Annotated in this window: 28 protein-coding genes; 16 read left to right on the forward strand and 12 right to left on the reverse strand. The window is 76.3% G+C overall.

Going from position 1 to position 25,619, the window contains the following annotated elements:
* Positions 1-113: 113 nt before the first annotated feature.
* Both FBY24_RS18950 and FBY24_RS06735 read left to right on the forward strand, forming a co-directional pair.
* On the forward strand, positions 114-464 hold the full coding sequence (locus FBY24_RS18950) for a helix-turn-helix domain-containing protein (RefSeq protein ID WP_160158450.1): 351 nt from the start codon (positions 114-116) through the stop codon (positions 462-464).
* On the forward strand, positions 448-1,734 hold the full coding sequence (locus FBY24_RS06735) for a HipA domain-containing protein (protein WP_142159166.1): 1,287 nt from the start codon (positions 448-450) through the stop codon (positions 1,732-1,734). Before FBY24_RS18950 ends, FBY24_RS06735 begins: the two co-directional genes overlap by 17 nt.
* 64 nt (positions 1,735-1,798) lie before the next feature.
* On the opposite strand, the gene FBY24_RS06740 is transcribed toward FBY24_RS06735, so the two are convergent.
* Genes FBY24_RS06740 through FBY24_RS06750 form a run of 3 tightly spaced genes read right to left on the reverse strand, consistent with a single transcriptional unit; the run spans position 1,799 to position 4,155 of the window.
* Positions 1,799-2,407, reverse strand: coding sequence for a hypothetical protein (locus FBY24_RS06740; protein WP_142159168.1), 609 nt, complete (start codon positions 2,405-2,407; stop codon positions 1,799-1,801).
* A gap of 36 nt (positions 2,408-2,443) precedes the next feature.
* Positions 2,444-3,448 carry an alpha/beta hydrolase gene (locus tag FBY24_RS06745; protein ID WP_304515636.1) on the reverse strand — a complete coding sequence of 335 codons (1,005 nt, stop codon included), beginning with the start codon at positions 3,446-3,448 and terminating at the stop codon, positions 2,444-2,446.
* On the reverse strand, positions 3,445-4,155 hold the full coding sequence (locus tag FBY24_RS06750) for a TetR/AcrR family transcriptional regulator C-terminal domain-containing protein (RefSeq protein WP_255432269.1): 711 nt from the start codon (positions 4,153-4,155) through the stop codon (positions 3,445-3,447). Before FBY24_RS06750 ends, FBY24_RS06745 begins: the two co-directional genes overlap by 4 nt.
* Positions 4,156-4,255: 100 nt before the next feature.
* On the opposite strand from FBY24_RS06750, the gene FBY24_RS06755 reads away from it, so the two are divergent.
* The 3 genes from FBY24_RS06755 to FBY24_RS06765 are packed head-to-tail and all read left to right on the forward strand — an operon-like array spanning position 4,256 to position 6,967.
* Positions 4,256-4,963, forward strand: a complete 708-nt coding sequence (locus FBY24_RS06755) for a DUF4386 domain-containing protein (protein WP_142159171.1) — start codon at positions 4,256-4,258, stop codon at positions 4,961-4,963.
* Between the two features lie 38 nt (positions 4,964-5,001).
* Positions 5,002-6,195 carry a formate-dependent phosphoribosylglycinamide formyltransferase gene (gene purT / locus FBY24_RS06760; RefSeq protein ID WP_142159173.1) on the forward strand — a complete coding sequence of 398 codons (1,194 nt, stop codon included), beginning with the start codon at positions 5,002-5,004 and terminating at the stop codon, positions 6,193-6,195.
* Positions 6,196-6,244: 49 nt separating this feature from the next.
* Positions 6,245-6,967, forward strand: a complete 723-nt coding sequence (locus tag FBY24_RS06765) for an aminoglycoside phosphotransferase family protein (RefSeq protein ID WP_142159175.1) — start codon at positions 6,245-6,247, stop codon at positions 6,965-6,967.
* A gap of 10 nt (positions 6,968-6,977) precedes the next feature.
* Here the strand turns inward: FBY24_RS06765 and FBY24_RS06770 are convergent, their stop codons facing one another.
* Positions 6,978-8,450, reverse strand: a complete 1,473-nt coding sequence (locus FBY24_RS06770; protein WP_142159177.1) for a hypothetical protein — start codon at positions 8,448-8,450, stop codon at positions 6,978-6,980.
* A 136-nt stretch (positions 8,451-8,586) separates the two neighbouring features.
* A complete protein-coding gene (locus FBY24_RS06775; protein WP_142159178.1) occupies positions 8,587-9,858 on the reverse strand; it encodes an ATP-binding protein in 1,272 nt (423 codons plus the stop codon).
* 184 nt (positions 9,859-10,042) lie between these two features.
* Between FBY24_RS06775 and FBY24_RS06780 the strand changes: the two genes are divergently transcribed.
* The 4 genes from FBY24_RS06780 to FBY24_RS06795 all read left to right on the forward strand — a co-directional run bounded on the left by FBY24_RS06780 (position 10,043) and on the right by FBY24_RS06795 (position 12,431).
* Complete coding sequence (locus FBY24_RS06780; RefSeq protein ID WP_142159180.1) at positions 10,043-11,041, forward strand: alpha/beta hydrolase; 999 nt, start codon at positions 10,043-10,045, stop codon at positions 11,039-11,041.
* Positions 11,038-11,475 carry a contact-dependent growth inhibition system immunity protein gene (locus FBY24_RS06785; RefSeq protein WP_142159182.1) on the forward strand — a complete coding sequence of 146 codons (438 nt, stop codon included), beginning with the start codon at positions 11,038-11,040 and terminating at the stop codon, positions 11,473-11,475. Before FBY24_RS06780 ends, FBY24_RS06785 begins: the two co-directional genes overlap by 4 nt.
* Positions 11,476-11,646: 171 nt before the next feature.
* On the forward strand, positions 11,647-12,093 hold the full coding sequence (locus FBY24_RS06790; protein ID WP_142159184.1) for a hypothetical protein: 447 nt from the start codon (positions 11,647-11,649) through the stop codon (positions 12,091-12,093).
* Positions 12,094-12,233: 140 nt separating this feature from the next.
* Positions 12,234-12,431, forward strand: a complete 198-nt coding sequence (locus tag FBY24_RS06795) for a hypothetical protein (RefSeq protein ID WP_142159186.1) — start codon at positions 12,234-12,236, stop codon at positions 12,429-12,431.
* A gap of 31 nt (positions 12,432-12,462) precedes the next feature.
* Here the strand turns inward: FBY24_RS06795 and FBY24_RS06800 are convergent, their stop codons facing one another.
* Positions 12,463-13,746, reverse strand: coding sequence for an MFS transporter (locus FBY24_RS06800; protein ID WP_255432270.1), 1,284 nt, complete (start codon positions 13,744-13,746; stop codon positions 12,463-12,465).
* A gap of 223 nt (positions 13,747-13,969) precedes the next feature.
* Complete coding sequence (locus tag FBY24_RS06805; protein ID WP_255432271.1) at positions 13,970-15,502, reverse strand: cellulose binding domain-containing protein; 1,533 nt, start codon at positions 15,500-15,502, stop codon at positions 13,970-13,972.
* Between the two features lie 261 nt (positions 15,503-15,763).
* Here FBY24_RS06805 and FBY24_RS06810 point away from each other — a divergent pair, with 261 nt between their 5' ends.
* Positions 15,764-16,345: a hypothetical protein gene (locus FBY24_RS06810; protein ID WP_142159190.1), complete on the forward strand. Its 582-nt coding sequence runs from the start codon at positions 15,764-15,766 to the stop codon at positions 16,343-16,345.
* 6 nt (positions 16,346-16,351) lie between these two features.
* Here FBY24_RS06810 and FBY24_RS06815 read toward each other — a convergent pair whose 3' ends face one another.
* Together FBY24_RS06815 and FBY24_RS06820 are read right to left on the reverse strand one after the other, a co-directional pair.
* Positions 16,352-17,026: a GAP family protein gene (locus tag FBY24_RS06815; protein WP_160158451.1), complete on the reverse strand. Its 675-nt coding sequence runs from the start codon at positions 17,024-17,026 to the stop codon at positions 16,352-16,354.
* A gap of 78 nt (positions 17,027-17,104) precedes the next feature.
* Positions 17,105-17,695 carry a hypothetical protein gene (locus tag FBY24_RS06820; RefSeq protein ID WP_142159194.1) on the reverse strand — a complete coding sequence of 197 codons (591 nt, stop codon included), beginning with the start codon at positions 17,693-17,695 and terminating at the stop codon, positions 17,105-17,107.
* Between the two features lie 54 nt (positions 17,696-17,749).
* On the opposite strand from FBY24_RS06820, the gene FBY24_RS06825 reads away from it, so the two are divergent.
* From FBY24_RS06825 to FBY24_RS06835, 3 genes are read left to right on the forward strand one after another with little or no spacing between them, the layout of a single operon-like run.
* Positions 17,750-18,574, forward strand: coding sequence for a hypothetical protein (locus tag FBY24_RS06825; protein ID WP_142159196.1), 825 nt, complete (start codon positions 17,750-17,752; stop codon positions 18,572-18,574).
* Entirely contained in the window at positions 18,571-18,957 is a 387-nt protein-coding gene (locus FBY24_RS06830; protein WP_142159198.1) for a GntR family transcriptional regulator, read from the forward strand. Before FBY24_RS06825 ends, FBY24_RS06830 begins: the two co-directional genes overlap by 4 nt.
* Positions 18,954-19,580 carry a 4'-phosphopantetheinyl transferase superfamily protein gene (locus tag FBY24_RS06835; protein WP_142159200.1) on the forward strand — a complete coding sequence of 209 codons (627 nt, stop codon included), beginning with the start codon at positions 18,954-18,956 and terminating at the stop codon, positions 19,578-19,580. Before FBY24_RS06830 ends, FBY24_RS06835 begins: the two co-directional genes overlap by 4 nt.
* Positions 19,581-19,617: 37 nt before the next feature.
* Here the strand turns inward: FBY24_RS06835 and FBY24_RS06840 are convergent, their stop codons facing one another.
* Positions 19,618-20,490: an LLM class F420-dependent oxidoreductase gene (locus tag FBY24_RS06840; protein WP_142159202.1), complete on the reverse strand. Its 873-nt coding sequence runs from the start codon at positions 20,488-20,490 to the stop codon at positions 19,618-19,620.
* 116 nt (positions 20,491-20,606) lie between these two features.
* Between FBY24_RS06840 and FBY24_RS06845 the strand changes: the two genes are divergently transcribed.
* The gene (locus FBY24_RS06845; RefSeq protein ID WP_142159204.1) at positions 20,607-21,203 is read left to right on the forward strand and encodes a TetR/AcrR family transcriptional regulator; all 597 of its coding nucleotides are present in this window, start codon (positions 20,607-20,609) and stop codon (positions 21,201-21,203) included.
* A gap of 82 nt (positions 21,204-21,285) precedes the next feature.
* Positions 21,286-21,909, forward strand: coding sequence for a sugar O-acetyltransferase (locus FBY24_RS06850; protein ID WP_142159207.1), 624 nt, complete (start codon positions 21,286-21,288; stop codon positions 21,907-21,909).
* A 42-nt stretch (positions 21,910-21,951) separates the two neighbouring features.
* Here FBY24_RS06850 and FBY24_RS06855 read toward each other — a convergent pair whose 3' ends face one another.
* Entirely contained in the window at positions 21,952-22,773 is an 822-nt protein-coding gene (locus FBY24_RS06855; RefSeq protein WP_142159209.1) for an alpha/beta fold hydrolase, read from the reverse strand.
* A gap of 205 nt (positions 22,774-22,978) precedes the next feature.
* Between FBY24_RS06855 and FBY24_RS06860 the strand changes: the two genes are divergently transcribed.
* Complete coding sequence (locus tag FBY24_RS06860; protein WP_160158452.1) at positions 22,979-25,225, forward strand: helix-turn-helix domain-containing protein; 2,247 nt, start codon at positions 22,979-22,981, stop codon at positions 25,223-25,225.
* A 22-nt stretch (positions 25,226-25,247) separates the two neighbouring features.
* Here the strand turns inward: FBY24_RS06860 and FBY24_RS06865 are convergent, their stop codons facing one another.
* Complete coding sequence (locus FBY24_RS06865; RefSeq protein ID WP_142159213.1) at positions 25,248-25,616, reverse strand: metalloregulator ArsR/SmtB family transcription factor; 369 nt, start codon at positions 25,614-25,616, stop codon at positions 25,248-25,250.
* Between the last annotated feature and the right edge of the window lie 3 nt (positions 25,617-25,619).

Here is a 25,619-nt window from a genome sequence, read left to right on the forward strand (position 1 = left end):
TGGGCGTCCGCGCTGACGGCGTGGCAAGGACACCGTACTGTGTCGTGAACGAGGAGCCACCGAACGGTGGCATTCTGCCTGTGGCACCGTACGGAGGCCTGAGGGGTGGCATCGTGAACATCGTGAGCGTGCGGGACCTGCAGGTTCTCGTGCGGAACCGTCGTCAGGAGCGGGGTCTGACGCAGGCCGAGCTGGCCGAGCGCACGGGCGTGTCCCGCAAGTGGGTCTACGGGTTCGAGAACGGTGCACCGGGGCGGGTCGAGCTGGCCCTCGTCCTGCGCGTGCTGGCCGCGCTCGACGTCACGATCGACGCGCGCGGTGCCGAGGACGAGCCCGTCGCGCCGGGGGTCCGGCCGGTCGCCGTCCCGGACCTGGCGGACCACCTGGCACGCGTCGCGGCCGAGGCCCGACGGGACGCCCGCTCAGGCGGAGAGGACGGCAGCAGCGATGACGAGGGCGCCTGACGAGCTCGCGGTCGTCATGGAGGGCCAGCACGCCGCAACGATCAGACGGGTGCGAGGGGCCGTGCGACTGACCTACGAGCGGGAGTACGTCGCACGGGGAGGTACGCCGATCTCGGTCGGCATGCCGCTGTCGCCGGCCCCGTACGGCAATGCGACCGTGGCGCCGTGGCTGGATGGGCTTCTCCCCGACAGCGAAGCCGTGCGCAGGTCGTGGGGGCGCAGGTTCTCCGTCAGCGCGTCGTCACCCTTCGCGCTGCTGTCGACGCCGGTCGGTGAGGAGTGCGCGGGCGCGGCGAGGTTCGTCCCGCCGGAGCGGCTCGAGGAGGCACTGGCAGGCGCCGGTGACGTCCGGTGGCTCTCGGAGGCCGAGGTGGCCCGACGGCTCCGCGACCTGCGGCAGGACGCGTCGACGTGGTTGGGCACCGAGGTCATGGGCAGGTTCTCGCTCGCGGGCGCGCAGGCCAAGACCGCGCTCCTGCGGGACGACGCGTCCGACCGTTGGGGCGTCCCGTCGGGTGCCGCAGCGACCAGCCACATCCTCAAGCCCGCGATCGCCGGTCTCGACCAGCACGACCTCAACGAGCACCTGTGCCTGCGGGCCGCAGCCCTGGCCGGGCTCGTGGCTGCTCCGACTCGCGTCGTGCGGTTCGAGGACGTGTCGGCGGTCGTGGCGACGCGCTACGACCGGGCACCAGGATCCCCGTGGCTCCGGCGCATCCATCAGGAGGACGTGTGCCAGGCCCTGGGACGCGCGCCCTCCGAGAAGTACGAGAACGAGGGCGGACCGTCGACCACGGACGTCTGCGCGCTGCTCCGGTCGGTGCTGCCGGCCGACCAGGCGCTCGAGGGGGTTCGCCGATTCTTCGACGCCGTCACCTTCAACTGGCTGATCGCGGGCACCGACGGGCATGCCAAGAACTACGCCCTGCTGCTGGCGGGGCCGCAGGTCGCGTTCGCACCCCTGTACGACGTCGCGTCCGTGCTTCCGTACGAGGACGCGACCCTGCGCAAGGTCCGCCTGGCGATGCGGTACGGCAAGGACTACTCGTTGCTGAGCCGGAGCCCGACGATGTGGCCCAAGGTCGCGGCGGAGTTCTCCCTGACCGTCGACGAGGTGCGCGACCGAGCCGCGAGCCTCATGGATCGTGTACCCGGCGCGTTCGCCGCTGCGGCCGACGACGACGACGTCCGTGCCCTCGGCAGCGACCTCCCGGAACGCCTGACCGAGCTCGTCACCCGTCGCATCCAGCGGTGCCGGCAGTCGCTCTGACGGCGGGCGACCGCAGCACGGTCCCAGTTCGGACTCGGATCGGTCGGGGTGCGGTCCGTCCCGGTCAGGCCAGCCAGGCCGCACGGGCGGCGTCCGGCGTCGGGAGGTGGATCGAGGCGAGGACCAGGCCTGGTGCGAGGGGTTGCCACCAGTGTGCGGGTGCAGGCACGTGGACGACGGTGCCGTGCAACGACGACGGGTCGACCCCGCGCTCGGCGGAGACCTGGGCCACGACGTCGGACAGGGCACCCAGATGCCGGGAACGTGCGGCGAAGGCGTCCTCGTGCGCCGCGGCGAGGTCGGAGCGGTCCACGGCCCGCGCGGCGTCCTGCAGCTCCGGGGTGCCGGCGAGGGCCGCGAACCCGTCGAGCGGCTGCCCGACGTGCCGGCGGCGTGCCTCGCGGGCGGTCGCCCACGCCATCATGGCGGCGGGGTCGTCGGGGGCGGGGTCGGCGTGGTCCTCGACGACGAGCCGGAGCAGGTCGCGCCACCAGTGCAGCCACGCGGCGGCCAGGCCGTCGGAGGGCCGCGGTGGTGCGGGCGTGGTGACCGGGGGAGGGACGTCCTCGGCGGTGACGACCAGGCCGAGGGTGTCGCGCACGAGCAGGGCGGTCGTCAGGAGCGGGTCGTCGCCCTGGCTCAGGCTCCATGACCGGTGTGCGGCAGCGTGCACGGTGACCTCACGGGGTGTGCGGGTGGCGCTCCCCGGTCACGCTACCGGTGCCGCCTCCTCGCCGGACGGGCGCGCCACGCCGAGCCGGGCAGCCAGCCAGTCCTCGGCGCGGGTGCGGTACTCGCGGGAGACCGGGGCGTCGGCGGCGAGCGACTCCAGCGCGTGCGGGCCGCCGGGCACGACGTCGAGGACGCAGGGCACCCCCGCGTCCGACAGGCGGCGCGCGTAGTCGGCGTCCTCGGCGTGGAAGAGGTCGACGTCGCCCACGCCCACCCAGGCGGGCGGCAGGCCCGACAGGTCGGTGCGCCGCGCGGGCGCCGCGTACGCCGGCACGTCGTCCCCGCCGGGTGCGTCGCCGAGGTACGCGGACCACCCCGCCCGGTTGGACGCGTTGTTCCACACGTAGTGGCGCACCGCGTCGTGCGAGCGGTCCGCGGCGGTGCGGTCGTCGAGCATCGGGCAGAACAGCCACTGCGCCGCCGGCTGCGGACCGCCCTCGTCGTGCACGCGCAGCACCAGCCCCGCGGCCAGGCCGCCGCCGGCGCTCTGCCCGCCCACGGCGACGCGCGCCGGGTCGACGCCGATCTCGTCCGCGTGCTCCAGCACCCACGTCCACGCCGCGTGGACGTCGTCGAGCGGCGCCGGGTACGGGTGCCCGGGTGCGAGGCGGTACTCCGCCGAGACGACCACGAGGTCGAGGTCGCGCGCCAGCGCCACGCACCGCGCGTGGTCCTGCGCGGCGCTGCCCACCACCATGCCGCCGCCGTGCACCCACAGCACGGCCGCGCGCGGGCGCGCTCCCGCCGGGGTGAACACGTGCACGCCCGCGCCCCGCCCGTCGGCGAGGTCGACGTACCGGTGCCCCACGCCCTGCAGCACGCGTGGCGGGCGTCGGCTGGAGCCCCCGGCCTGCATGAGCGCCAGCGTCCACCGCCGCCGCACCGGCGGGTTCGGCACCAGGCGGAACGTGCGCCGCAGCTGCGGGTGCAGGTCGGTGGCCCGCAGGCGCTGCGCGCGCGGGGGCTGCTCGGAACCGGTCACGGGGTCACCTCGGGTGCCGTCGGGGGAGGAGGGGTCCAGCCCTGCGCGTGCCGCAGCGCGATGCCGTCGAGCACCAGGTCCAGCGCGAACTCGAACTCGGCCTGGTCGTCGCAGCCCGGGCCCACCACGGTCGCGCCGTCGTGGCGGGCGGGGGCCGCGATCGCCGCGACGTTCGGGAACCGCTCCATCACCGCCCGCAGCATCTCCGGGTCCGGGGGAGCCGCCGGCGCGGGGGCGACGAACAGCTCCTGCGTGAACCCCCACACCCGGCTGCCGAGCGCGTGCATCACGTGGTGCGTCAGCTCGTCCGAGAACCCGTCACGACGCAGCACCGCGATCGTCGCGTCCAGGTACTCGAGCACCGCGGGGGTCTGCGTGGTCCGGGTCTCCAGCACCCGCCGCGCCCACGGGTGCCGCAGCAGCGCGCCGCGGGCCGACAGGGTGCGCGCGCGCAGCGCCGCCCGCCAGCCCGCGTCCGGGTCCGGGGCGTCGATCTCGGCGATCACGTGCTCGACCATGCCGTCGAGCAGCGCGTCCTTGTGCGCGACGTGCTTGTACAGCGCCATCGGCACCACGCCGAGGTGGTCCGCGAGGCGCCGCATGCTCAGCGCGTCCACGCCCTCGGCGTCGGCCAGGGCGACCGCGGCGGCGAGCACGCGCTCGCGGTTCAGACGCTCGCGGCGCGGCGACGTGCCGGGTGCTCCCACGGTCACGACCTCCGTCCCCGCCCTTGACTGGCGTACGCCGTACACCCTACGGTCCCGTGACGAAGGTGTACGCCGTACACCTCGCGATGAGGGAGCCACCATGACCCCCGACCGACGCACCGCCGCGCTCGCGGGCGCGCTCTACCTGCTGACGTTCGTCTCCTCGATCCCCGCCCTCGCGCTGCTCGCGCCCGTGCTCGTCGGCGGTGACTACCTCACCGGCCCCGACGCCGACGCGCGCGTCGTCACCGGCGCCCTGCTCGACGCGGTCAACGCGGCCGCGTGCATCGGCACCGCCGTCGTCCTGCTGCCCGTGCTGCGCCGCACCACCGAGGTGCGCGCGGTCGGGTTCGTCACGTCGCGGGTGATGGAGGCCGCGATCATCCTCGTCGGGGTGCTCAGCGTGCTCGCCGTCGTCACGCTGCGCGGCGTCGCGGCGGCCGGTGGCGCCGACCCTGCCCTCGGCGCCGTCGCCGACGGTCTCGTCGCCGTCCGCGACCAGACCTTCCTGCTCGGCCCCGGCCTGATGTCCGCGGTCAACGCGCTGCTGCTCGCGTCCGTCGTGCTGCAGGCCCGCCTCGTGCCCCGCGCGATCCCGCTGCTCGGGCTCGTCGGCGCCCCGCTCCAGATCGTCTCCGTGCTGGCCACCGCCTACGGCCTCAACGAGCAGACCTCGCCGCTGTCGATGGTCGCGGTGCTCCCGATCTTCCTCTGGGAGCTCTCGTTCGGCCTGTGGCTGCTCCTGCGCGGCTTCCGGTCGTGGTCCGCCGCCGTGCCGCTCGACCGGTCCGTGGCCCAGGCCCGGTAGAGGGTCGGGCGACGCCGGGGCCCTGCCAGGATGGCGGCATGACCGTGCGCCTCGGGACCCCGCTCACGCCCACCGCCACCCGCGTGCTGCTGCTGGGCGCCGGCGAGCTCGGCAAGGAGGTCGCGATCGAGCTGCAGCGGCTCGGGGCCGAGGTCGTCGCCGCCGACCGGTACGCCGACGCCCCGGCCATGCAGGTCGCGCACCGCGCGCACGTGCTCGACATGCTCGACCCCGTCGCGCTGCGGGCGGTGGTCGACGCCGAGCGCCCGCACGTGGTGGTGCCGGAGATCGAGGCCATCGCCACGCAGGTGCTCGCGCAGGTCGAGGAGGAGGGGCTGGCGCGGGTCGTGCCGACGGCGCGCGCGACGCGGCTGACGATGGACCGGGAGGGCATCCGCCGCCTCGCCGCCGAGGAGCTGGGCCTGCCGACGTCGCCGTACCGGTTCGTCGAGGACCTGGAGGGTCTGCGCGAGGCCGTCGCCGCGCTCGGCGTGCCGTGCGTTGTCAAGCCTGTCATGTCGTCGTCGGGCAAGGGCCAGTCGGTCGTCCGGTCGGCCGACGACGTCGACGCGGCCTGGCGCGCCGCCGTGGAGGGCGGGCGCGCGGCGGGGCGGCGCGTCATCGTCGAGGGGTTCGTGGACTTCGACGACGAGATCACGCTGCTCACCGTGCGGCACGCGGGCGGGGTCACGTTCCTGCCGCCGGTCGGGCACGTGCAGGTCGACGGCGACTACCGCGAGTCGTGGCAGCCGCACCTGCTGGGCGCCGACGTGCTCGCCGAGGCCGAGCGCGTCGCCGGTGCCGTCACGCAGGCGCTCGGCGGGTGGGGCGTCTTCGGCGTCGAGCTGTTCGTGCGCGGCGGCGAGGTGCTGTTCTCCGAGGTGTCCCCGCGCCCGCACGACACCGGGCTGGTCACGCTCGTCTCGCAGGACCTCTCGCAGTTCGCGCTGCACGCCCGCGCCATCCTCGGGCTGCCCGTGCCCGCCGTGCTGGCGCTCGGCCCGGCCGCGTCCTGCGCGGTGCTCGCCGAGGGCACCGGCGTGCCCGTCTTCGCCGGCGTCGACGCGGCCCTCGCCGAGCCGGGCACCGACCTGCGGCTGTTCGGCAAGCCCCGCGTCGACGGCCGCCGCCGGGTCGCCGTGACCCTCGCCCGCGGTGCCGACACCGCCGCCGCCCGCACCCGCGCCCGCGCGGCCGCCGCCGCGCTGCGCGTCGAGCTGGTCGAGCCGTGACGCCGGTCGGGGTGCGCGCGGGCGCCCTCGCGGGCGACGGAGGAGCGGCATGACCGACGAGGTCGAGCTCGGGGGCGGGAACGTCAACCGGGTCGTGCGGGTCGGGGACACCGTCCGCCGCACGGCCGGCCCGTGGACGCCGACGGTGCACGCGCTGCTCGCGTGGGTGCGTGCGCAGGGCGTCGACGTGGTGCCCGCACCCCTGGGTGTGGACGCCGACGGGCGCGAGGTGCTCACGTGGGTGCCCGGCGAGGTCGGCGGGTGGCCGGTGCCGGCCTGGGTGTGGGACCCGGCGGTGCTGCGGGACGCGGGGCGGACGGCGCGCCGCTGGCACGACGCCACCGTCGGGTTCGCGCCACCAGCCGCCGTGTGGAGGTCCCCGGTGCGCGAGCCCGCCGAGGTGGTCTGCCTCAACGACCTCGCCCCGTACAACATGGTCCACGCCGACGGTCGCCTCGTCGGGATCATCGACGTCGACATGGCCTCGCCCGGCCCGCGCGCGTGGGACCTGGCCTACCTCGCCTACCGCATGTGCGGCTGGTGCGAGGACATGCCCGCCCCACCGGGCCCGACCCCGGCCGAACGCCTCGGCGTGCTGCTCGACGCGTACGGCACCGACCGCGCACCCGAGCCCGCGGCGGTCCTCGTCACGATGCGCGAGCGCCTGCTGGACCTGGCCGCCTGGACCGACGCGCACGCCGACGCCACGGGCCGCCCCGAGCTGCACGACCACGCGGCGATGTACCGCCGCGACGCCACCCGCCTCCCGTGACCGCGCCCTCTCAGAGGTAGCCCCCGGCGGGCTCCTCCGACTCCTTCACCTTCGCGAGGACGCCCTTGACCAGGAGGGCCTCGCGACCCGGCGTGCGCACCGCGAGCCACGGCGTCCGCGAGATCGGGCACTGGTGGCTGGTCAGGTCGGAGTCGGCGATCGCCGGCGTCAGGCCCGCGATCTCGGGGGACGCCTCCACCAGGTGCTGCGCCAGGTACCTCTCGGTCTCGACCCCGCGCATGCCGACCGCTGCGACGCAGACGCACTCGCGCGTGTGCTTCACGCTGTCCTCGCGCAGCCGGTCCACCCACCGCGCGGACTCGCGCTCGAGGACGCGCCGTCCGAGCCGCGCCCCGCCCGCGCCTCCGAGCAGCCCGAACATCGTGGCGAGCGGCCAGGCGATGCCGTCCGCCGTCGCCGGGTTGTCCACGAAGTACGGGTACCAGGGTCCCTCCTCGATCGCGATGGCGATCGCGATGACCGAGAAGATGAAGCCCAGCACGAGCCCTCCCAGACCGAGGACGAGCTGGCGTAGTCCGGAGAACCTCGTGCCCACGTCGGGGCCGATGCCCCGGACGTCCTTCAGCACCTTCGCGTCGGCACCGTTCAGGGCCTTCTCGCGCGGCGTCGGCGAGTGCAGCCACGCGGAGCTGGCCGCCACCACGGCGACGCTCGGCAGGAGCGCGTCGATGCCGGCCGCGATGCAGTACGCCGCCACGGCGACCGCCCCCGCGGCCGCGAGGACGCGCAGCCCGACGACCCGCCACCGGGGGTGCGTGGGTGCGCGCTCGGCGAGCATCGCTCGCACACCGGTCGCGCCGGGTCGGAGCCGCGACAGCGCCTCGAGCACGAGCCACGCCCCGTCCGCGTCGCCGCGCGCCTCCAGCCGCTCGACCACGTCCCGTGTCGGGCGCAGGTCGTCCTCGGGCATCGGGACCATGTCGGCGAGGCTGCGTGCCGCCGTGCCCACGGCGGCGCCCGCGTCGCCGTCGTCGGTCGTGGACCGGTGCAGGACCGCGGCGACGCGGGCGCGTCGCTGCACGAGCATGGTCGGAGAGTCGGTCTCGGACAGGGCGCGCCACACCCCGTCGGCGAGGTCGTGCTGACCGATCTGCTCGGCGGCGCGCGCGAGGAGGTAGGCGTGCGCGACGGCCTGAGGCCCAGGCAGCCCGTGGCCCAGCCGGACGAGCGCGGCGAGCGCGTCGTGGTCGCCGTCCGCAGCCCAGGCCGCCATCGCGACGACGTCCTTCCAGGTGTGCTCGTCGGCGTCGAGGACGTCCCGGTCGACGTCCGCGAGGAGGCCGGCGGCGAGGGCCGGGCGACCGGCGAGGACCGCTGCCCGTGCGCGTGCGACGAGGAGGTCGTCGTCCGCGGCGCCCTGGGCGGCGGCCTCCAGGAGGTCCGAGACGGTGACGAACTCGTCCATGCGGGCGGCGCTGTCAGCCCATCCGCTGAGCAGTGCCTTGGGGTCGATCCTTGCCATCGCGTCCTGCCGTCGTGTCGTGCCGGGACGCGGGTCGCCCGGGCGCACAGGAATCTCTCAGGAGCCCCGGTGCGGGTGGCACCGTTTACCGCCATGTCCGATGTGAGACCCGTCACACATGCCCGGATGCCGGTGCTCAGGGGCCCAGGAGTGCGAGGGGCACCACGGCGATGCCGTCCGGGCGGCGGTACGCGAACGGCCCGGTCGTCACGACGACGCTGTCGGCCAGCCGGTCACCCAGCTGCTCACCCAGCCAGAGCAGGTGCCGCACGTCCTGGTCGCCGACCGTCGCAGCGAGCTTCACCTCCATCGCCACGGCGCGCCGGTCCGACCCCTCGACCACGAGGTCGACCTCGTGGTCGGTGCCCTTGGTGCGCAGGTGTCCTACCTGCGCATCCGCGGCCGTCGCATAGACGCGGACGCTCTGCGTCACGAGGGACTCGAAGAGCGCTCCCAACCACGTGCCGGTCTGCGCGGCGACCCGGGTGCCGTCGCCGCGCAGCAGGCCGTCCGCGCCGACGCCGACGAGGCGCGCGGCGATCGCCGGGTCGACGAGGTGGTGCTTGGGTCCGCGGGTCAGCCGCCGGAGCGGGGCGAACGTGGGGGACCACGCAGGTAGGGGGTCGAGCACGAAGAGCCGTTCCAGGTGGTCACGGTAGGTGTCGACGGTCTGCCGGGCGGGCTTCTTGGTCTCCCCCGCGGTCGCGGCGTCGAGAATGGTCGACCAGGAGGCGTCCGTCGCTGTCGCCGCGCCGTACGCGGCGAGCCAGGCGCGCAACGTCCGAGGTCGGCGGACGGCGACCCCGTTCTCAGGGAGCTCACGGTCGACGATGCGGGTCACGTAGCTGTCGAGCTGGACCTGGCGCGCGCGCTGCGGAAGGTCGCGGATCCCGGGGAAGCCCGAGCGCAGGATCTCCTCGGTGTAGGTCGCGAGGTCGACGTCCGTCGCTCCGTCGACGTCCGGCCGTCCGCCAGCGAGGAGCGCGCGCAGCGAGACGGTCGGCTCCCCGAGGCCCCTCTCGCTCACGGCGAGCGGACGCATGGGGAGGCTGACGATCCGGCCGGCTCCGGAGTGGATGCGGGTGCCGGGGGCGGGCCCGGCGGAACCTGTGAGCAAGAACCGTCCGCCCGTGCCGTCGTCGTCGACCGCGTGCCGGACCCGGTCCCAGATCGCCGGGACGAGCTGCCACTCGTCGACGAGCACGGGCGCAGGCGCGGCGGTCACGAGATCGAGATCGGCCTCCAGGACCTCGCGGCGTCGTGGGTCGGTGAGAGTGAGGATCGTGGCTGCGCGCTGGGTCGCCGTCGCGGTCTTGCCGACTCCCTTGGCGCCTTCGAGCGCGATCGCGCCGAGGTGCTCGAACAGCTCGTCGATCAGGTCGTCCACGACGCGGCGGCGATACACCATGCCGCCAATCTAACAGCTGGACGGGCTTCTATCTAACAAACGGACGCGTTCCTATCTAACAGACGGACGTCATCGGATCATGCAAACGGACGACAGCCCGCCGGTGGCAGCCGCAGCGGCCCGTCTGGCGTCGCACGTGCGACAACAAATGCTCAGCATGCTGAGCGATCGGTAGAGTGCTCGGATGACCGCCGCGCCGTCCAGCCGCCTCCCTGGCGACCAGCCCGCTCCGACCCGCTCCCTCGCCCGGCGGGCGGGCCTCGGCCTGCGCGCCCTCGTCGGTGCTGCCCTCGTCGTCGCACCCGTGGCCGTCGTCGCCAGCACCGGCGACACCGTCGCCCACCAGCACCCCGCGCTCGCGGTGCTGCTCGCCGTCAGCCTGCTGGCCGGGGTGCTCGTGCTCGTCCGCGGCGTCGTGCTGGCCCGCCGCCCGGCGCGACCTGCCGGGCGCCGCGTCCTGCGCGCCGTCGGCGCCGTCGCCGGGTACGGCGCGCTCGCCGTCCTCGCAGGCGTGGCGTGGTGGCTGCGGCCGTTCCCCGCCACGGACGTCGCGCTCGCGGCCCTGGCGCCGGACGACGCCGTGGACGTCCAGGAGACCGCCGGCTGGTACGCGTTCGTCCCGCAGGGCACCGAGCCCACCACCGGCCTCGTGTACTCCCCGGGCGCCCGCGTCGACGTCCGCGCCACCGCCGCCGTGCTCCGCCCGCTCGCCGAGGCCGGGTACCTGGTGGTCGCGCTCAAGGAGCCGCTGGGCATCGCGCTGACCTCGCCCGACCAGTCCGCGCAGGCGATGGCCGCGTTCGACGGCGTCGACCGGTGGGCCGTCGGCGGGCACTCCCTGGGCGGGGTCGCCGCCGCGCAGTTCGCCGCCGGCCACGACGACGAGGTCGACGGCCTGCTGCTGCACGCGTCGTACCCGATCGGCGACATGAGCGGCGCGGACCTGCTGGTCACGTCCGTGTGGGCGGGCGAGGACGGCCTGACGACGGCTGCGGACGTCGAGGCGTCGCGGGCGAACCTGCCCGCCACCACGCGGTTCGTCGAGGTGCCGGGCGCCGTGCACGCCTTCTTCGCGGACTACGGCCCCCAGCCGGGCGACGGCACGCCCCTCGTCCCGCGCGAGCAGGCCCAGGCCGAGATCCTCACGGCCGACCTCGCCCTCCTCGCCTCCGTCGCCGGGTGACACGCCCCGAGCACGCGTCGTGGGCCCACGGGCCGACGCTCGACGAGCTCGATCCGCCCGCCTCGCCCGCGGCGCCGCCCGACGCCACGCGGCTGGTCAGGCGTGCCCACGAGCTGCGGACCGTCCCGGTCGAGCAGCTCACGACCGAGGACCTGCGGCTGCTGCTCGGGCAGCGCGTCGCCCCGGCCGTTCTCGTCCCGCGGGCGCTCGACCTGCTCGCCGACGACCCGTGGTGCGAGGGGCACATGTACCCCGGCGACCTGCTGAGCGCCGTGCTTCGGCTGCCTGCCGACCACTGGGCCCGGCACCCGGAGGACCTCGTCCGTGTGCGGGGCGTTCTCGTGAGGGTCGACCCGGGGCACCCTGAGCACCCGGGCACGGACGGGCCGCTGGGGCAGGCGTTGGTGGCCTGGCAGGAGCCCGGCGGCCGTTGACCGGGCAGCCGTCGCAGGTCCCGGTGTTGCGGGCGGTGGTGTGACGCACGGCAGGTCAGCCCCGAGGCGGGGCGTGAGAGGGCCTCTGACCTGGGCAGACGTCGGTCGGGCCTCGTCGGGACCGGGACGATCGGCGTTCCGCGGGGCGTGCCGCGGACGTAGGCTCGGCGCGTGGCCACCTTCTCCGCTGTGACGCGTCAGCACATCCTCCAGGCGATCGCGGAGTACGACACCCGGGGCCGGGACGACTTCCTCGGGGTCTACGGCTTCACGCCCTCGACGGCGGCGACGTTCGAGCACGAGGGCCGCTCGTACGACTCCGGCGCCGTGCTCGGCGTCGCGCACCGGCACGCGACGGGCCGCCTGGCCACGTCGGACGAGTTCGCCAGCAGCGTCGACGCCGCGTCGTCCATCCTGCGCAAGCGCGGGTTCGAGGTCACCGCCCCCGCGGCCCGCCCCGCCGCGCCCGTCCGCGCCGAGCCGCGCAAGCGCACCCAGAGCGCGCAGCCCGCCAAGCCGGCGCGCAAGTCCAACGCCGCCCCCGAGGCCCCGCCGGTCCTGTGCCCGACGTGCTCGATGGTCCTGCCGGCGACGGGCTTCTGCGACTACTGCTCCTGATCGAGTCTCCGTCTACTCCTCACGGCGTAGGCAGGACGGTCCCGCGGGATGACGCGCACCGGGGTCTGCGTGGCGCACGATCGACGCAGACGCCGCGCAGCACCCTGCCCGGCACACCGCCCCCGACGACCGGAGACGCCATGAGCCACGACGTGCGCACCGCCCCGCCCCGCCTGCGGCCCGCCGTGCCCCCGGTCGCGCACCCCGTCGGCCACCCCGCCGCCGCTCCGGGCGCCGATCGCGGCACCGTCCGCTACGTGCTCGTCACGGCCCTGCTCGTCGTCGCCGCGGTGACCTCCGGCGGCCTGCTCTCCGCGGTGGCGCTGGCTCTGCCCTGACCCGACCGGCCGCCCGCGGGCGCCCGCCCGGTCAGCGGCGCGTGCGGCGCGCCCAGGCGAGGACCGGCAGGAGCAGCAGCGACAGCGCACCGCCCGCGAGGGCGAGGGCCGTCCAGCTCGTCGCCTGCATCACCAGGCCGGACGCGACCCCGCCGCCGGCGCCGCTGAGCGCCACGAGCACGTCGATCGACCCCTGCGTCCTCGCCCGGTCGGCCGGCGTGGTCGCGTCGACGACCAGCGCGGTCCCGGCGATGAGCCCGATGTTCCAGCCCAGCCCGAGCAGCGTCAGCGAGAGCAGCATCATCGGCGTCGAGCCCGTCGGCGCGAGCGCTCCGGTCACCCCCGCGAGCAGCAGCACGACCGCCGCGGAGACGGCCATCGGCGTGCGGCCCACGCGGTCGACGAGGCGACCCGTGACGAGCGACGGCAGGTACATCGCGCCGATGTGCACCGAGATGACCAGGCCGATCGTCGACAGGTCGTGGTGGTGGGTGCGCATGTGCACGGGCGTCATCGTCATGATCGCGACCATCGCGATCTGCGTGAGCACCATGACGGTGGCGCCGACGGTCGCTCCCACGCCGGCCCGGGGCGCGGCGCGGGGCGTCCCGTCGGGGTGCGCGTCCGCGTCCGTCGCGGCGGTCTGCTCGTCGAGGTGGCGGGCGACGAGGAACGGGTCGGGGCGCAGCAGCGCCAGCAGCACAGCACCCGCAGCCAGGTACGCGACGCCGGCGAGCACGAACGGGCCCGCCAGCGCGGGCAGGCCGGCGCGCTCGGCGAGCACGCCCAGCGGTCCGACGAGGTTGGGCCCCGCGACCGCGCCGAGCGTCGTCGAGACCAGGGCGACCGACACCGCCGTGCCCCGGCCCTCCGCGGGCGCGAGGTCGGCGCCCGCGTACCGGGCCTGCAGGTTGGTGGCCGACCCGGCTCCGTAGACGAGCAGCGACACCAGCAGCAGGGGCACGCTCCCGGTCGCCGCCGCGGCCACGACCCCGAACGCTCCGAGCCCGCCCGCACCGAACCCCGCGGCCAGGCCCGGGCGGCGTCCGGACCGCTGCGTCAGCCGCCCCACGCCGAACGCCGTGATCGCCGCCCCGAGCGTGAACAGCGCGATCGGCAGCCCGCTGAGCCCGGGCACGCCGAGCATCTGCTCCGCGAGCAGGGCACCGACCGTGATCCCCGCCGCGAGTCCCGCCCCGCCGAGCACCTGGCTGGCCACGACCACGGCGAGCGTCCGCCGCTGCAGCGCACCGCGCGCACCCGGGTCGGCCCGCAGGAGCTCGGCGGTGCGTGCGACGGCGTCGGGCGACGGCACGGCTGCCTCCCGGCGGTCGGGCGGCGCACGCTGCGCCGCGGGACGTGGTCTGCCCCGGAGCAGACCACGCCGCCGCCCTCCCGGTCCACCCTGGCCCCTCGTCTGCCCGGAGGTCTGCCGACGAACGGGCTCCTGCTCACGGTTCGAGACCCGCTGGCGTGAGCCGGAGCCCGGTCGTCGCCGCCCGGTCAGGGGTGGGCGGGCGCAGGCTGGGTGGGTGGGGTCACGTGGCCGCGCAGGTCACCGTGCCGGAGGTCGGGGCGGGGCCGGTGCCGAGGAAGCCGAACGCCGTCGACGCACCTGCGGCCAGGCGGCCGTTCCACGCCACGTTCCTGGCCGTGACGGTCGTGCCCGAGGTCGTGACGTCCGCCGACCACGCCTGCGCGACGGCGCCGCCCGTGGGGAGCGTGAACGTCGTCGACCAGCCGTCGACCGCCGACGTCCCGGCCGTGACGGTCACGGCCGCCTGGTAGCCCCCGGGCCAGCTGCTGACCACCTGGAGCGTCGCGCGGCACGTGGGACCGGCGGGCGTGGGCGACGGGCTCGGCGTGGGTGTCGGGGTCGGCGAGGAGGTCGGTGTGGGCGTGGGCGTCGCGGTCACCGTGGGCGTGGGCGTGGGCGTGGGCGTGGGCGTGGGCGTGGGTGTCGGGGTCGGGCCGGTGCCCAGCGGCAGGTCCGCCAGGACGTCGGTCAGGCTCGCGGCGATGCGGCGGTGGTCCGCCAGCGAGGGGTGCCAGTGGCAGCCGGTGAGGTCGAGCGGGACGGCGCTGTAGTCCCAGTGCACGACGCGGTCGTCACCGGCGGCGACCTCCGCGTCGACGACCTGCTGCACGAGCCCCGGCAGGTCCGGGCCGCCGTAGGTGGTCGAGCTGAGCACGAGGTGCGTCTGCGGGCCGTACCGCGCGCGCAGCGTGTCGACGAAGCCCGCGTAGGCGTCGAGGTACGCCGCGCGCAGCGACGCCGCGGTCCACGGCTCGCCCGCGCCCACCGGCGTGGAGAAGTCGTTGACGCCCAGGCCGACCACGACGACGTCGGGCTGCCAGCTCGCGGGCCGCTGCCACACGTCGCCCGCGACGGCCAGCAGCGCGCGGTCCGCGTACGTCCGGTAGCTGGTGCCGGGCTCGCCGCCGCCGTAGTTGCGCACCATGCCGCGGCCCGAGAACGCGTTGACCTGGTAGTCGGCCCCCAGCTCGCGCGAGGCGATCGCGCCGAACGACAGGTCCGCGTTGGTGGTGCGCTGCACCTGGTCGCCCGTGCAGTCGCGACTGGTGGACTCGTTGCCGTAGCCGGCGGTGAGCGAGTCGCCCACGAGCTCGATCTGCAGGTCCCGCGGCGCGGGCGCGGGCAGCACCTCGCCGCCCGGCACCGCGACGAACCCGCCGAACGTGCTCGTGGCCCACGGGCTCTCGCTGCGCTTGACCACCCGGATCGTGTGCGCGGTGTCCGCCAGGCCGCTGACCTGGTGCGTCGTGCTCCCGGGCGTCACCAGGGTCTCGACGCGCACACCGTCGACGACGACGTCGTAGTCGTTGACCGCGTCGTCGAGCACGATGCCGACGCCCGTGCCGCGGAACCGGCCCTCGAACGAGACCCCCGGCCAGCTGTACCGCAGCACGCCGTCGCCGGGCACGACCCGACCGGCGGTGTGCACGGTCGCGGCCAGGTCGTCGGTCGTCGCGGCGGGCGCCGCCGCCGCCGTCCCGGTGAGCAGCGCCCCCGCGGCGGCCAGCGCCGCCAGGCCCGTCGTGACGCGCACGTGTCGCACTCCCGTCTCCTCCCCGCGGGCCCCGCCCGCGCCTCGGCGGCACCGCCGCGTGCGCGACGTGCCACGGACGTCGTACCGCGCGGCGCAGTCGGGGTGCACGAGGTGAAGCGTTTCTGCCCGTCGACCGGCTGAGGCGTCCTCGTCGCGACGGGGTACCGCGAGCGCCCGCTGTCGGCCAGACTGCCGGACGGGGGCCGTGACCTGCCCCGACGCGGGCCGACGGCGGCGCCGCCGACACCGCCAGGGGGACCCGTGACCACGACCGAGCAGACCGGCACCCGCGCAGGACGCCCCGGCGCCCGCCGACGGCTCGTCGTGGGGGGAGGGGTGCTCGTCGTGCTCGCCCTCGTTGCGGCCGGCGCGTTCGCGACAGGGGTCGGCAGGCCCGCCGAGCCCGTGACCGGTGACCTGGTCCGCGTCCTGGCGACCAACGGTCGTGAGGGCTACGTCCGCAGCGACGACCTCCAGCCCCCGGAGCTCGTCCCGGCGAACCCTGAGGAGGCTGGCGCCCTCCAGGCGGCACGGGACGAGGCGTCGGGACGGGCGTTCGTCGCCTCGCTCGCCGAGGGCCTCGGCGCGGCGGTCGACGTGGAGGACGAGATTGCAGGGCGGGCGTACGACGAGACCCGTCGAGCCGTGTATCGCGGCAGCACTGCTGCCGCGCTCGCGGTGCTGGAAGACCGCCTGGGTCTCGACCCGGACCGGCTCGCGTCCGGGGACGTGCGGGCGCTGCTGGACGAGGCGGTCCTGGCGGGTGAGCGGGCGGTGCAGCGGGAGATCCCGGTGTACGACGACGACCGGACCACGCGCATCGGCGTGTTCGTCGTCGGGTAGCGGCGGTCAGCGGCCGAGGCCGTCGAGGCCGCCGCCGAGCACGTTCGCGCCGATGAGCACGAGCACGGCGGCCGTGAGGGCGGCGCTGTGCGTGACCATGAGCGCGCGCGTGCGGTCGAGCGCCGCGGCGCCGGCGGTGCCGCCGACGAGCCCCACCGCCACGGCGGCGAGCACGGTCGACGACGCGAGGAGCACGAACACCCCGACCGCGACCGCGAGCGTCGCGCCCCGCACGCCCGTCTCGACGACGGCCGCGACCGCCGCGGACGCCAGGACGAGGTTCTTGGGGTTGGCGCCGCCCAGCAGCAGGCCCGTCCGAAGGGCGCCGCCCGGGGACGCGGTGGCCAGCGAAGCCATCCACGCCGGTGGCTCCTTGGGGCCGTCGCCGGCGCGGCGCAGCCAGGTGCGCACGCCGAGCACGACGAGCGCGGCGCCGGCCAGGACGCGCGCGACGTCGACGACGGTGGCGGTGGTGCTCGCCGCGTCCGCGGCCCCGGAGAGCAGGAGCACCGCCAGCGCCGTGGCCGCACCGAGCCCGAGCAGCCACCCGAGCGCGAACGCCGGCCCGGTGCGGCGCCCGTGCGTGCCGCTGACCACCACGACGACGCCGATGACGGGGAACGGGCTCAGGGCGACCGCGAGCGCGGGCGTCAGCACCGCCCCGAGCGCCTGCAGCAGCACGGCGACCACCCCCGCGCCGACGCTACCGCCGGCCGGTGCGTACCGCCGGGAGGCCGGGTGCGGGCCGGGGCGCCGGTGTCACGCGTCCGTGCAGGCCACGGACGCGGGCGAGGCGAGATCGGGCAGCGGGGTGTCGATCGCGAGCCCGACGGCGGTGCGGATGCGGGCGACGGGTGCGACGGCCTGCTCCTGCAGAGCCGCGCAGTCGTCGACGTCCCAGAGGACGACGAGCCAGCCGCCGTCGCCGGCCTCGGAGCGGGCGGGCAGGGGTTGGGCGTCGCCGAGCGGCGAGCCGGGGGCGGGGGTGCCGGGTCCGCCCGGACCGAAGGGGTCGTCGTCGGGGGCGCCGGCGGGCGTGGTCTCGAGCCACGCACCCAGCACGCGGGCACCCGGCACGTCGTCGACGCCGAGGACGTCGACGGGGCCGACGCCGCCGCGCTCGAGCACGACGCCGACGAGGACGCGCCCGTCGCCGAGGTCGTCGGCCGCGCCGCCGCCGCTGTGCGCGTCGGTCAGCCGGGGGACGGGTGCGGTCGACCACCAGGCGCCGACGAGCAGCAGGGCGGAGAGGGCCGCGGTGAGCGCGACCGTGCGCCGGCGGGGTGCCGGGACGAGGCCGAGCACCTGCGGGTCGGCGGTCGAGCCGGGGGTGGTGGGGTCGGACGTCATTGGCCTAATGTACTGTGCCAATGGTTCGAACGGAACGACACCGGAGGTGATGGCGTGGGATCCGCCGTCCTGCTCGTCGTCCCCCTGCTGCTGCTGGCCGTCCTGGTCGCGGCCGCCGCGCGGGTCCGCCCCTCGCCGCACGACGTCGCCTGGCTCGCCGGGGGCTCCCTCGTGCCCGCCGACGAGGAGACCGTCGTGCGCCGGTACCTCGCACGGCACCGCACGCACCGGCTCGTCGGAGGGCTGCTCGGCGTCGCGCTGGCCGTTGTCGTCGGCATCCGCTGGTACGGCACCGTGCGGGTGGGCGTGGGCGACCTCAGCCCGCTGGCCGACGTGCTCTTCCTCGGCGTCGCCGGGGTGGTCGTCGGTGCCCTGGTCGCCGAGTCGTTCCGGCTGCCGCGGGTGCGAGGGCCGGTGAGCGCGTCCCTCGCGCCGCGCGAGCCGCTGCCGGGTGCGCCGCACGTGCGGGTCGCGCGCGGCGTCGCCACGGGTGCGGTCGCCGTCACGGTGCTCGCGCTCGCGCTCGGCAGCACCGGGCCGGTCGTCGCGTGCGTGCTGGGTGTCGCGGTCGTGGGGCTCGCCGAGCTCACGCGCGCCCGCGTCGTCGGACGCCGCCGGCCGGTCCTCACGCCGCGCGCGGAGCGGCTCGACGCCCGGCTGCGGGCCTTCGCGGCGGGCTCGGTCGCGCACCTCGAGCTCTCGACGGCGGTGCTCACGCTCACCTGGGTCGTCTCCACGGCCGTCACCGCCGACGCCGCGTGGTGGGGGCCCGTCCAGGTGGTGGCCGTGCTCGCCGGGCTCGTCGTGTCCGTCGTCCAGCTGCTCGCCGCGCGCCCGCGCCCGCCGCGCGGCTGGGAGCCGGGGTGGGCGCCGGCGTGATCGTCCAGGTCGACCCGGCGTCGTCCGTCCCGGTCTTCGAGCAGCTCCGCGAGCAGGTGGCGCGCCTCATCGCGTCCGGTGCGCTCCCCGTGGGCGCCCGGCTGCCGACGATCCGGCACCTGGCCGCCGACCTGGGGATCGCGCGCGGCACCGTGCAGCGCGTCTACGACGAGCTCGCGCGCGAGGGGTGGGTGCGCTCGGCCGGGCGCCACGGCACCGTCGTCGCCGACGCCCGCCCCGCACCCGACGCCGGGGCGCTCGACGAGGCGGCCGACCGGCTGGCGCTCGTCGCCCTCCAGCTCGGCGTCGCGGGCCCCGACGTGCACGCCGCGCTCGACCGCGCGCTGGGCCGGCTGGGTACCGACGACGTCCGCCCGTCGTGACCGCGACCGTCCAGGTGGTGCGGGCCGGGCGGGCGCAGGCCCGTGCGGTGCTGCACGACGTGCTCGCCCGCGTGCTCGGCGTGCCGGCCGACCAGGTCGTCGTCGAGCGGGAGCCCTGCGTCGGCTGCGGCGGGCCGCACGGGCGCCCCGTGCTCGCCGGGGGGCACGGCGACGTGCACTTCTCCCTGTCGTCGGGCGGTGGCCTGGTGCTCGTCGCGGTGGCCGACGTGCGCGTGGGGGTGGACGTCGAGGCCGTCCCGGACGCGGCGCGCGCCCGGGCGGTGGCGGAGGTGCTCCACCCGCGCGAGCGTGCGCGCCTGGCCCTGGTCCCGGAGGCCGACCACCCGGCGGCGCTGGCCCGCGCCTGGGTCCGCACCGAGGCGTACCTCAAGGGCCTCGGCACGGGGCTGCAGCGCGACCCCGGCGCCGACGACCTCGACGACCCGGCCGGCGACCCGCCGGGCTGGACCCTGCACGACGTCCCCGTCGGCCCGTCGGCCCGCGCGGCCGTCGCCCTCCACCTCCCGGGCGCCCCACTCCCGACGACCACGTGGTTCGACCCGGAGGCCACCACCCGACCCGACGTGCGCGGCGTCGGGACCGCCCCCGGGGCCCGTGGATGACGGGGTCGCGGGGCACGGACCCCGCGACCCCGACGGGTCAGCCCATCGACCGCAGCCGGGGGACGAGGTCGGTGACGACCTGCTCGGTGAACGCGACCGGGTCGCCCGCGGGCGTGACCTGGACCTCCGTCACGCCCAGCGCCGCGTACCGCTCGGCGGCCGCCAGCGTCGCGTCGACGTCCGCCAGCACGGGCCCGCCCAGCAGCACGGTCTTCGTGATCGCGTCGTAGTCGCGGCCCTCGGCGTCGCAGTGCGCGCGCAGCACGTCGAGCTTGTGCGCGACCTCCTCGGGCGAGGTGCCGAACAGGTTGCACGCGTCGCCGTACCGCGCGACCAGCAGCAGCGTCTTCTTCTCGCCGCCGCCGCCGACGAGGATCGGCGGGTGCGGCCGGGTCAGCGGCTGCGGGGAGCTGAGCGTCTCGGCGAGCTGGTAGTGGGTGCCCGTGTACGGGCCGTCGTCGTCGCTCCACATCTGCAGGCAGATCTGGAGGGTCTCCTCCAGGCGCTCGAACCGCTCCGCCACGGGCACGACCGGCACGCCGAGGCCGCGCTGCTCGCGCTCGTACCAGGACGCGCCGATCCCGAACCGGGTGCGCCCGCCGGAGAGCACGTCGACCGTGGCGACGGTCTTCGCGAGGATGCCCGGGTGGCGGTACATCACGCCCGTGACCAGCAGGCCGAGGGTCATCCGTGACGTCACGCCAGCGAGGAAGCCGAGGGTCGAGTACCCCTCGAGCATGGGCTCCTCGGCGGGCGCCATGCCGTCCATCTGGAAGAAGTGGTCCATGACGGTGAAGCTCGCGACGCCGCCGGCCTCCGCGACCTGCGCCGTGCGGGCGAGGGTGGGGGCGATCTGCGCCGTCGGGCCCGGGCTCGAGAAGCTCCAGTAGTGCACTCCGAGGTCGACCACGGCGGTCTCCGTCTCGTCGGTGGGGGCGGACCGGGCGGCCCGTCGCCACGCTAAGCGAAACCTGGACTGAGTACAAGATTGCACCGCGTCGTCCGACTCCGTGGGACAGTCCTCCCATGGAGGAGCCGACCCCCGGGCTGCGCGCGCGCAAGAAGCAGGCCACGTGGACCGCGCTGCGCCGCGCCGCCCTCGACCTGTTCCGCACGCACGGCTACGACGCCGTCACCGTCGAGCAGATCGCCGCCGCCGCCGGCGTCTCCCGCAGCACCTTCTTCAACTACTTCGCCGGCAAGGAGGCCGTCCTGTTCGACGGCGCCCCCGGCGAGCCCGCCGCCTGGCGCCCCCTCCTCGAGGCCCGGCCCGACGACGAGCCGACCTGGGACGCCCTGAGCGCCGTGCTGCTCGGCGTCAGCGAGGGCCGCGCCGACCGCATGGACCTGGTCCGCGCGCTCAAGCAGACCTCGCCCGCGCTGATCGCCTACTCCTCGGACCTGGGCGCCCGGTTCGCCGACGACCTGCGCCGCTGGGTGACCGACCGCGTCCCGCCCGCCGAGCGCCCCGCTGCCGCCCTCGCCGTGAACCTCGCGCTCGCCGCGCAGCAGACCGCGTACGAGCTGTGGGAGCCGGACGCGCCGTACGACGACTACCTCGCCGCGCTGCGCGCCTGCCTCGACCAGGTCCGCACCGGCATGGCCGGGCCGCGGCCGGGGTGAGCGCCCGCCCGCCCACGGCGGCCCGTGCCACGATGTGCTGCGCCCGCGACGCCGCGGTCGCGGCCGAGCCGAGGAGCGCTGCATGACACCCGAGCACGACGACGTCCGCGCCCGCATGAACGCCGGCGCGCTGTACCGCGACTTCGGCCCGGGCCTCGAGGCGCTCGAGGCCGAGCGGGTGCAGGGCAAGGAGCTCGCGCACGACTACAACGTGACGCGCCCCTCGCAGACCGCCGAGCGACGGGAGATCCTCGACCGGCTCTTCGGCACCCTCGGGCGCGAGGCCTGGGTCGAGCCGCCGCTGCACGTCGCCTACGGCTCGCACGTGCACGTCGGCGACGACTTCTACGCCAACTTCGGCACGACCTTCGTCGACGACGCGGACGTGCACGTCGGCGACCGCGTGATGTTCGGCCCCCACGTCACGATCACGACGGCCGGGCACCCCCTCGACCCCGACCTGCGTGCCACGCTGCAGCAGTACTCGCTGCCCGTGCGGATCGAGGACGACGTGTGGCTCGGTGCGCACGTCGTCGTGCTGCCCGGCGTGACCGTGGGGCGCGGGTCCGTCGTCGGCGCGGGGTCGGTCGTGACCCGTGACGTCCCGCCCGGCGTCGTCGCCGCCGGCGTGCCCTGCCGGGTGCTCCGCCCGCTCGGGCCCCAGGACGCCGACACCCGTCCGCGCGCACCTCGCGGGCCGGCCTGACGGCGGTGCCGCGGACCCGGGGGCCCGCGGCACCGCGGCACGTCAGTCGGCCAGGAACTCCAGGACGTCCGCGAGGAACGCCTCCTGGTACGCCCCGACGATGCCGTGCGGGGCGCCCGGGTACACGCGCAGCGTGCCCAGCCTCACCAGGTCGATCGCGCGGTACGCCGCCGCCGCGATCGGGACGATCTGGTCGTCGTCCCCGTGCGCGATCAGGATCGGCACGTCGAGCGCCTTCAGGTCCTCGGTGAAGTCCGTCTCGGAGAAGACCTTCACGCAGTCGTACGCCGCCTGCAGCCCCGCCAGCATGCCCTGCCGCCAGAAGTCGTCCCGCTGCCCCTGGGACACCGTCGACCCCTCCCGGTTCGCGCCGAAGAACGGCACCGCGAGGTCCTGGTAGAACTGCGACCGGTCGGCCAGCACCCCCGCACGGATCCCGTCGAACGCCTCGATCGGCGTGCCCTGCGGGTTGGCGGGCGACTGCAGCATCACCGGCGGCACCGCACCGGCCGTCACGACCTTCGTGACCCGGCCCGCGCCGTGGCGCGCCGCGTACCGGACGACCTCGCCGCCTCCCGTGGAGTGGCCGATCACCGCCAGGTCCGTCAGGTCGAGGGCCTCGACGAGCGTCGCGAGGTCCGCCGCGTAGGTGTCCATGTCGTGCCCGGCGCTGGTCCGGGTCGACCGGCCGTGACCGCGCCGGTCGTGCGCGATCGCGCGGTAGCCGTGGTCGGCGAGCACCTTCAGCTCGTGCTCCCAGGCGTCCGAGCACAGCGGCCAGCCGTGGCTCAGCACGACGGGGCGGCCCTGGCCGTGGTCCTGGTAGTAGATCTCGGTGCCGTCGGCCGTGGTGATCGTGGGCATGCGGGTCTCCTTCGCCAGAGAGGACGGTCGACGGGCCGACCGGCGCAGGGGCTGGAGCCGTCGCCGGGCTGGAGGTCACGGCCCCCACGGGGCCGTGTACCCCGCGTCGCCGTCCTGGCACGATCGAACCGCGCAGTGCCGCGCGCCCACCAGGAAGAACACCGGCAGGACTGGCGACGGACCTGCCCCGGCGAGAGGGGGCGGTGTGGACGAGGACCGGCTCGGCGCGCTGCTGCGCCAGCACCGGCAGGACGCGGACCTGACGATCGAGCAGCTCGCGCAGGCCTCGGGCGTCAGCGACCGCGGCATCGGCGACATCGAGCGCGGGGTCAGCCGTGGCCCCCAGCACCGGACCGTCGTCGCGCTCGCGGACGCGCTCGGCCTCGACGGCGACGCCCGGACGGTCCTCCTGCGCGCCGCCCGGGCGGGCCGGCGCCGGTCGCCCGCCCCGGCCCTGCAGGCCCTGCCGCTGCCGCGGCCCGTGGCCGACTTCACCGGGCGCGGGCGCGAGCGGCAGGTGCTGGGGACGGCGCTGCGCCGGGCCGCCCCGGGCGGGCCGTCGCCCCTCGTCGTCGTCACCGGCCCGCCCGGCTACGGCAAGACCACCCTCGGCGTGCAGGTCGCGCGGGACGTGCGGGACGGGTTCGACGACGCGCTCTTCGTCGACCTGCGCGGCGTCGACGAGCTGCCCGTGCCCGCGGACGAGGTGGTCCGCCGCGTCGGCGAGGCCCTGGCCCCCGGGACCACGCCCGTCGACCCCGTGGCCGCGGGCCGGCAGGTGCAGGCGCTGCTCACGGGCCGCCGGGTGCTCCTGGTGCTGGACAACGCCGCGTCGGAGGCGCAGGTGCGTCCCGTGGTGCCGCCCGAGGGGCCGGCGGCGGTGCTGGTCACCAGCCGGCGCACCCTCGCCGGGCTCGACGGCGTGACCCGCGTGGTGCTCGACCGGCTGGCCCCGCCGGACGCGGTGGCGCTGCTCGACCGGATCGCCCCCGGCCGCGGGGAGCCGGGCGACCTGGAGAGGCTGGCGGCGCTGTGCGACGGGGTGCCGCTCGCGCTGCGGGTGGCCGGCAACCGCGTCACCGCCCGGCCCGGGTGGGGCGTCGCGCACCTCGTGCAGCGCCTCGGCGCCGACGAGCGCCGCCTCGACGGGCTCGCCGCGGGCGACCTGCGCGTGGCCGCGGCGTTCGTCACCTCGTACGAGCAGCTCGGGTCGGGTGCGCAGCGGCTGTTCCGCCGGCTCGGGCTGCTCGACGCCCCGGACGCGGGGCCGGAGGTCGCGTCCGCGCTGGTCGGCGCCGACCTGTGGCGCACCGAGGACCTCCTCGACGAGCTGGTCGACCTCAGCCTGCTGCAGCACCGCCCCGGCGACCGCTACCAGCTGCACGACCTGCTGCGCCTGTTCGCCCGGCACGAGCTCGACCGCCAGGAGGGGCCGGACGGGACGGCGCAGGTGCGCGCGGCGCTCGACGCCCGGGTGCTCGGGGCGGTGGTCGCCCTGGGGCGGTGGTTCGAGCCCGACCTCGAGCCGGTCGCGTCGGACGACGACCTCGTCGCCGCGCGGGGCCCCGACGACGCGGGCGCGTGGCTGCGCGCCGAGGCCCCGACGTGGACGGCCGCGCTGCGCCGCGCGGCCGCGCACGGCGACCACGCCCGCGTCGTCGAGGTCGCCGACGCGCTGCACTGGTTCTCCGACCTGTGGGCCCACGGCGGGCCGTGGCTCGAGGTCTTCTCGCTCTCGGCGGCCGCCGCGCACGCGCTGGGCGACGACCGGCTCGTGGCGGTGCACGAGGGCTACCTCGCCTGGGTGCACCTGGAGTGCCGCAGCGACGTGACGACGGCGCTGGCCCACGCGGAGCGCGCCGAGCGGGCGGCGACCGGCACCGGGGACGACCGGGTGCTGGGGTGGGCGTGCCACTACCTCGCGTGGATCCGCTCGCGTGCCGGCCACCTCGAGAGCGCGGCGGTCGACGCCCGCCGCGCGGTCCACCACCTCGGCGCCGCGGGCGACCGCGAGGGTGTCCCGCAGGCGATGCTCGCCCTCGCCGGCGTGCTGGTCCGGCAGGGCGACGTCGAGGGGGGTGTCGACGTCGTGCGGCGCACGATCGTCACGCTCGAGGACCCCCGGACCCGGCCGCGCGCGCAGGTGGCGGTCTTCACGGACGGCAGCGCCCAGCTGTACCTGGCCGCGTACCTCGCGCTGCTGGGGCGGTGGGACGAGGTGCACGCCGCGGCGACGCGGGGTCTGGAGGTCGCGGCCGAGCTCGGACTGGTCCGCACGGCGGCGGGGGGCCACCTGCACCGGGGCTGGGCGGCGCTCGAGCAGGGCGACCCGGCGGCGGCCGCGGTCGACCTGCGGGCCGCGCTCGCGCTGCGCGAGCAGATGCGCGACGAGGTCGGTGCGACCCGGGCGGCCGAGCTCCTGGCGCGTGCGGAGGCCCTGCTCGGGGCGTGAGGCGCGCGGACCCGGCGGCCCGTCAGCCGGTGCGGTGGTGCGGCGGCGTCTCGTAGAGGGCGTGCTCGGTGTGCTGCAGCACGTTGGTCACGAGGGCGGCGACGTGCTCGTCGGGCTGGCCGTACCAGACGGTGGTGCCGTCGCGGCGGGCGGTGACGAGCCGGCCCGCACGCAGGCGGGCGAGGTGCTGGGAGACGGCCGGGACGGGGCGGTCGAGGGCCTCGGCGATCGCGGTCACGGACATCTCGGTGCCGTCGAGCATGGCCAGCACCGCGAGGCGGGTGCGGTCCGCGAGCAGGCGCAGCACGTCGACGGCGTGCGCGAGCTCGACGTCGGGCGGCACGGCGGCCGTCGGCGGCGGCGGCGCGGCGTCCGTGGTGTGGGTGTCCACGCC

Source organism: Cellulomonas sp. SLBN-39, from assembly GCF_006715865.1.
GTDB lineage: Bacteria > Actinomycetota > Actinomycetes > Actinomycetales > Cellulomonadaceae > Cellulomonas.

What these genes read in the sequence shown, in the direction of transcription:
- FBY24_RS06795 (WP_142159186.1), top strand. Translation starts at nt 12,234, where the DNA reads ATGAGCCACGACGTGCGCACCGCCCCGCCCCGCCTGCGGCCCGCCGTG.
- FBY24_RS06775 (WP_142159178.1), bottom strand. Translation starts at nt 9,858, where the DNA reads ATGGTGTATCGCCGCCGCGTCGTGGACGACCTGATCGACGAGCTGTTC.
- FBY24_RS06780 (WP_142159180.1), top strand. Translation starts at nt 10,043, where the DNA reads ATGACCGCCGCGCCGTCCAGCCGCCTCCCTGGCGACCAGCCCGCTCCG.
- FBY24_RS06755 (WP_142159171.1), top strand. Translation starts at nt 4,256, where the DNA reads ATGACCCCCGACCGACGCACCGCCGCGCTCGCGGGCGCGCTCTACCTG.
- FBY24_RS06770 (WP_142159177.1), bottom strand. Translation starts at nt 8,450, where the DNA reads ATGGCAAGGATCGACCCCAAGGCACTGCTCAGCGGATGGGCTGACAGC.
- FBY24_RS06820 (WP_142159194.1), bottom strand. Translation starts at nt 17,695, where the DNA reads ATGACGTCCGACCCCACCACCCCCGGCTCGACCGCCGACCCGCAGGTG.
- purT (WP_142159173.1), top strand. Translation starts at nt 5,002, where the DNA reads ATGACCGTGCGCCTCGGGACCCCGCTCACGCCCACCGCCACCCGCGTG.
- FBY24_RS06845 (WP_142159204.1), top strand. Translation starts at nt 20,607, where the DNA reads ATGGAGGAGCCGACCCCCGGGCTGCGCGCGCGCAAGAAGCAGGCCACG.
- FBY24_RS06735 (WP_142159166.1), top strand. Translation starts at nt 448, where the DNA reads ATGACGAGGGCGCCTGACGAGCTCGCGGTCGTCATGGAGGGCCAGCAC.
- FBY24_RS06855 (WP_142159209.1), bottom strand. Translation starts at nt 22,773, where the DNA reads ATGCCCACGATCACCACGGCCGACGGCACCGAGATCTACTACCAGGAC.
- FBY24_RS06850 (WP_142159207.1), top strand. Translation starts at nt 21,286, where the DNA reads ATGACACCCGAGCACGACGACGTCCGCGCCCGCATGAACGCCGGCGCG.
- FBY24_RS06765 (WP_142159175.1), top strand. Translation starts at nt 6,245, where the DNA reads ATGACCGACGAGGTCGAGCTCGGGGGCGGGAACGTCAACCGGGTCGTG.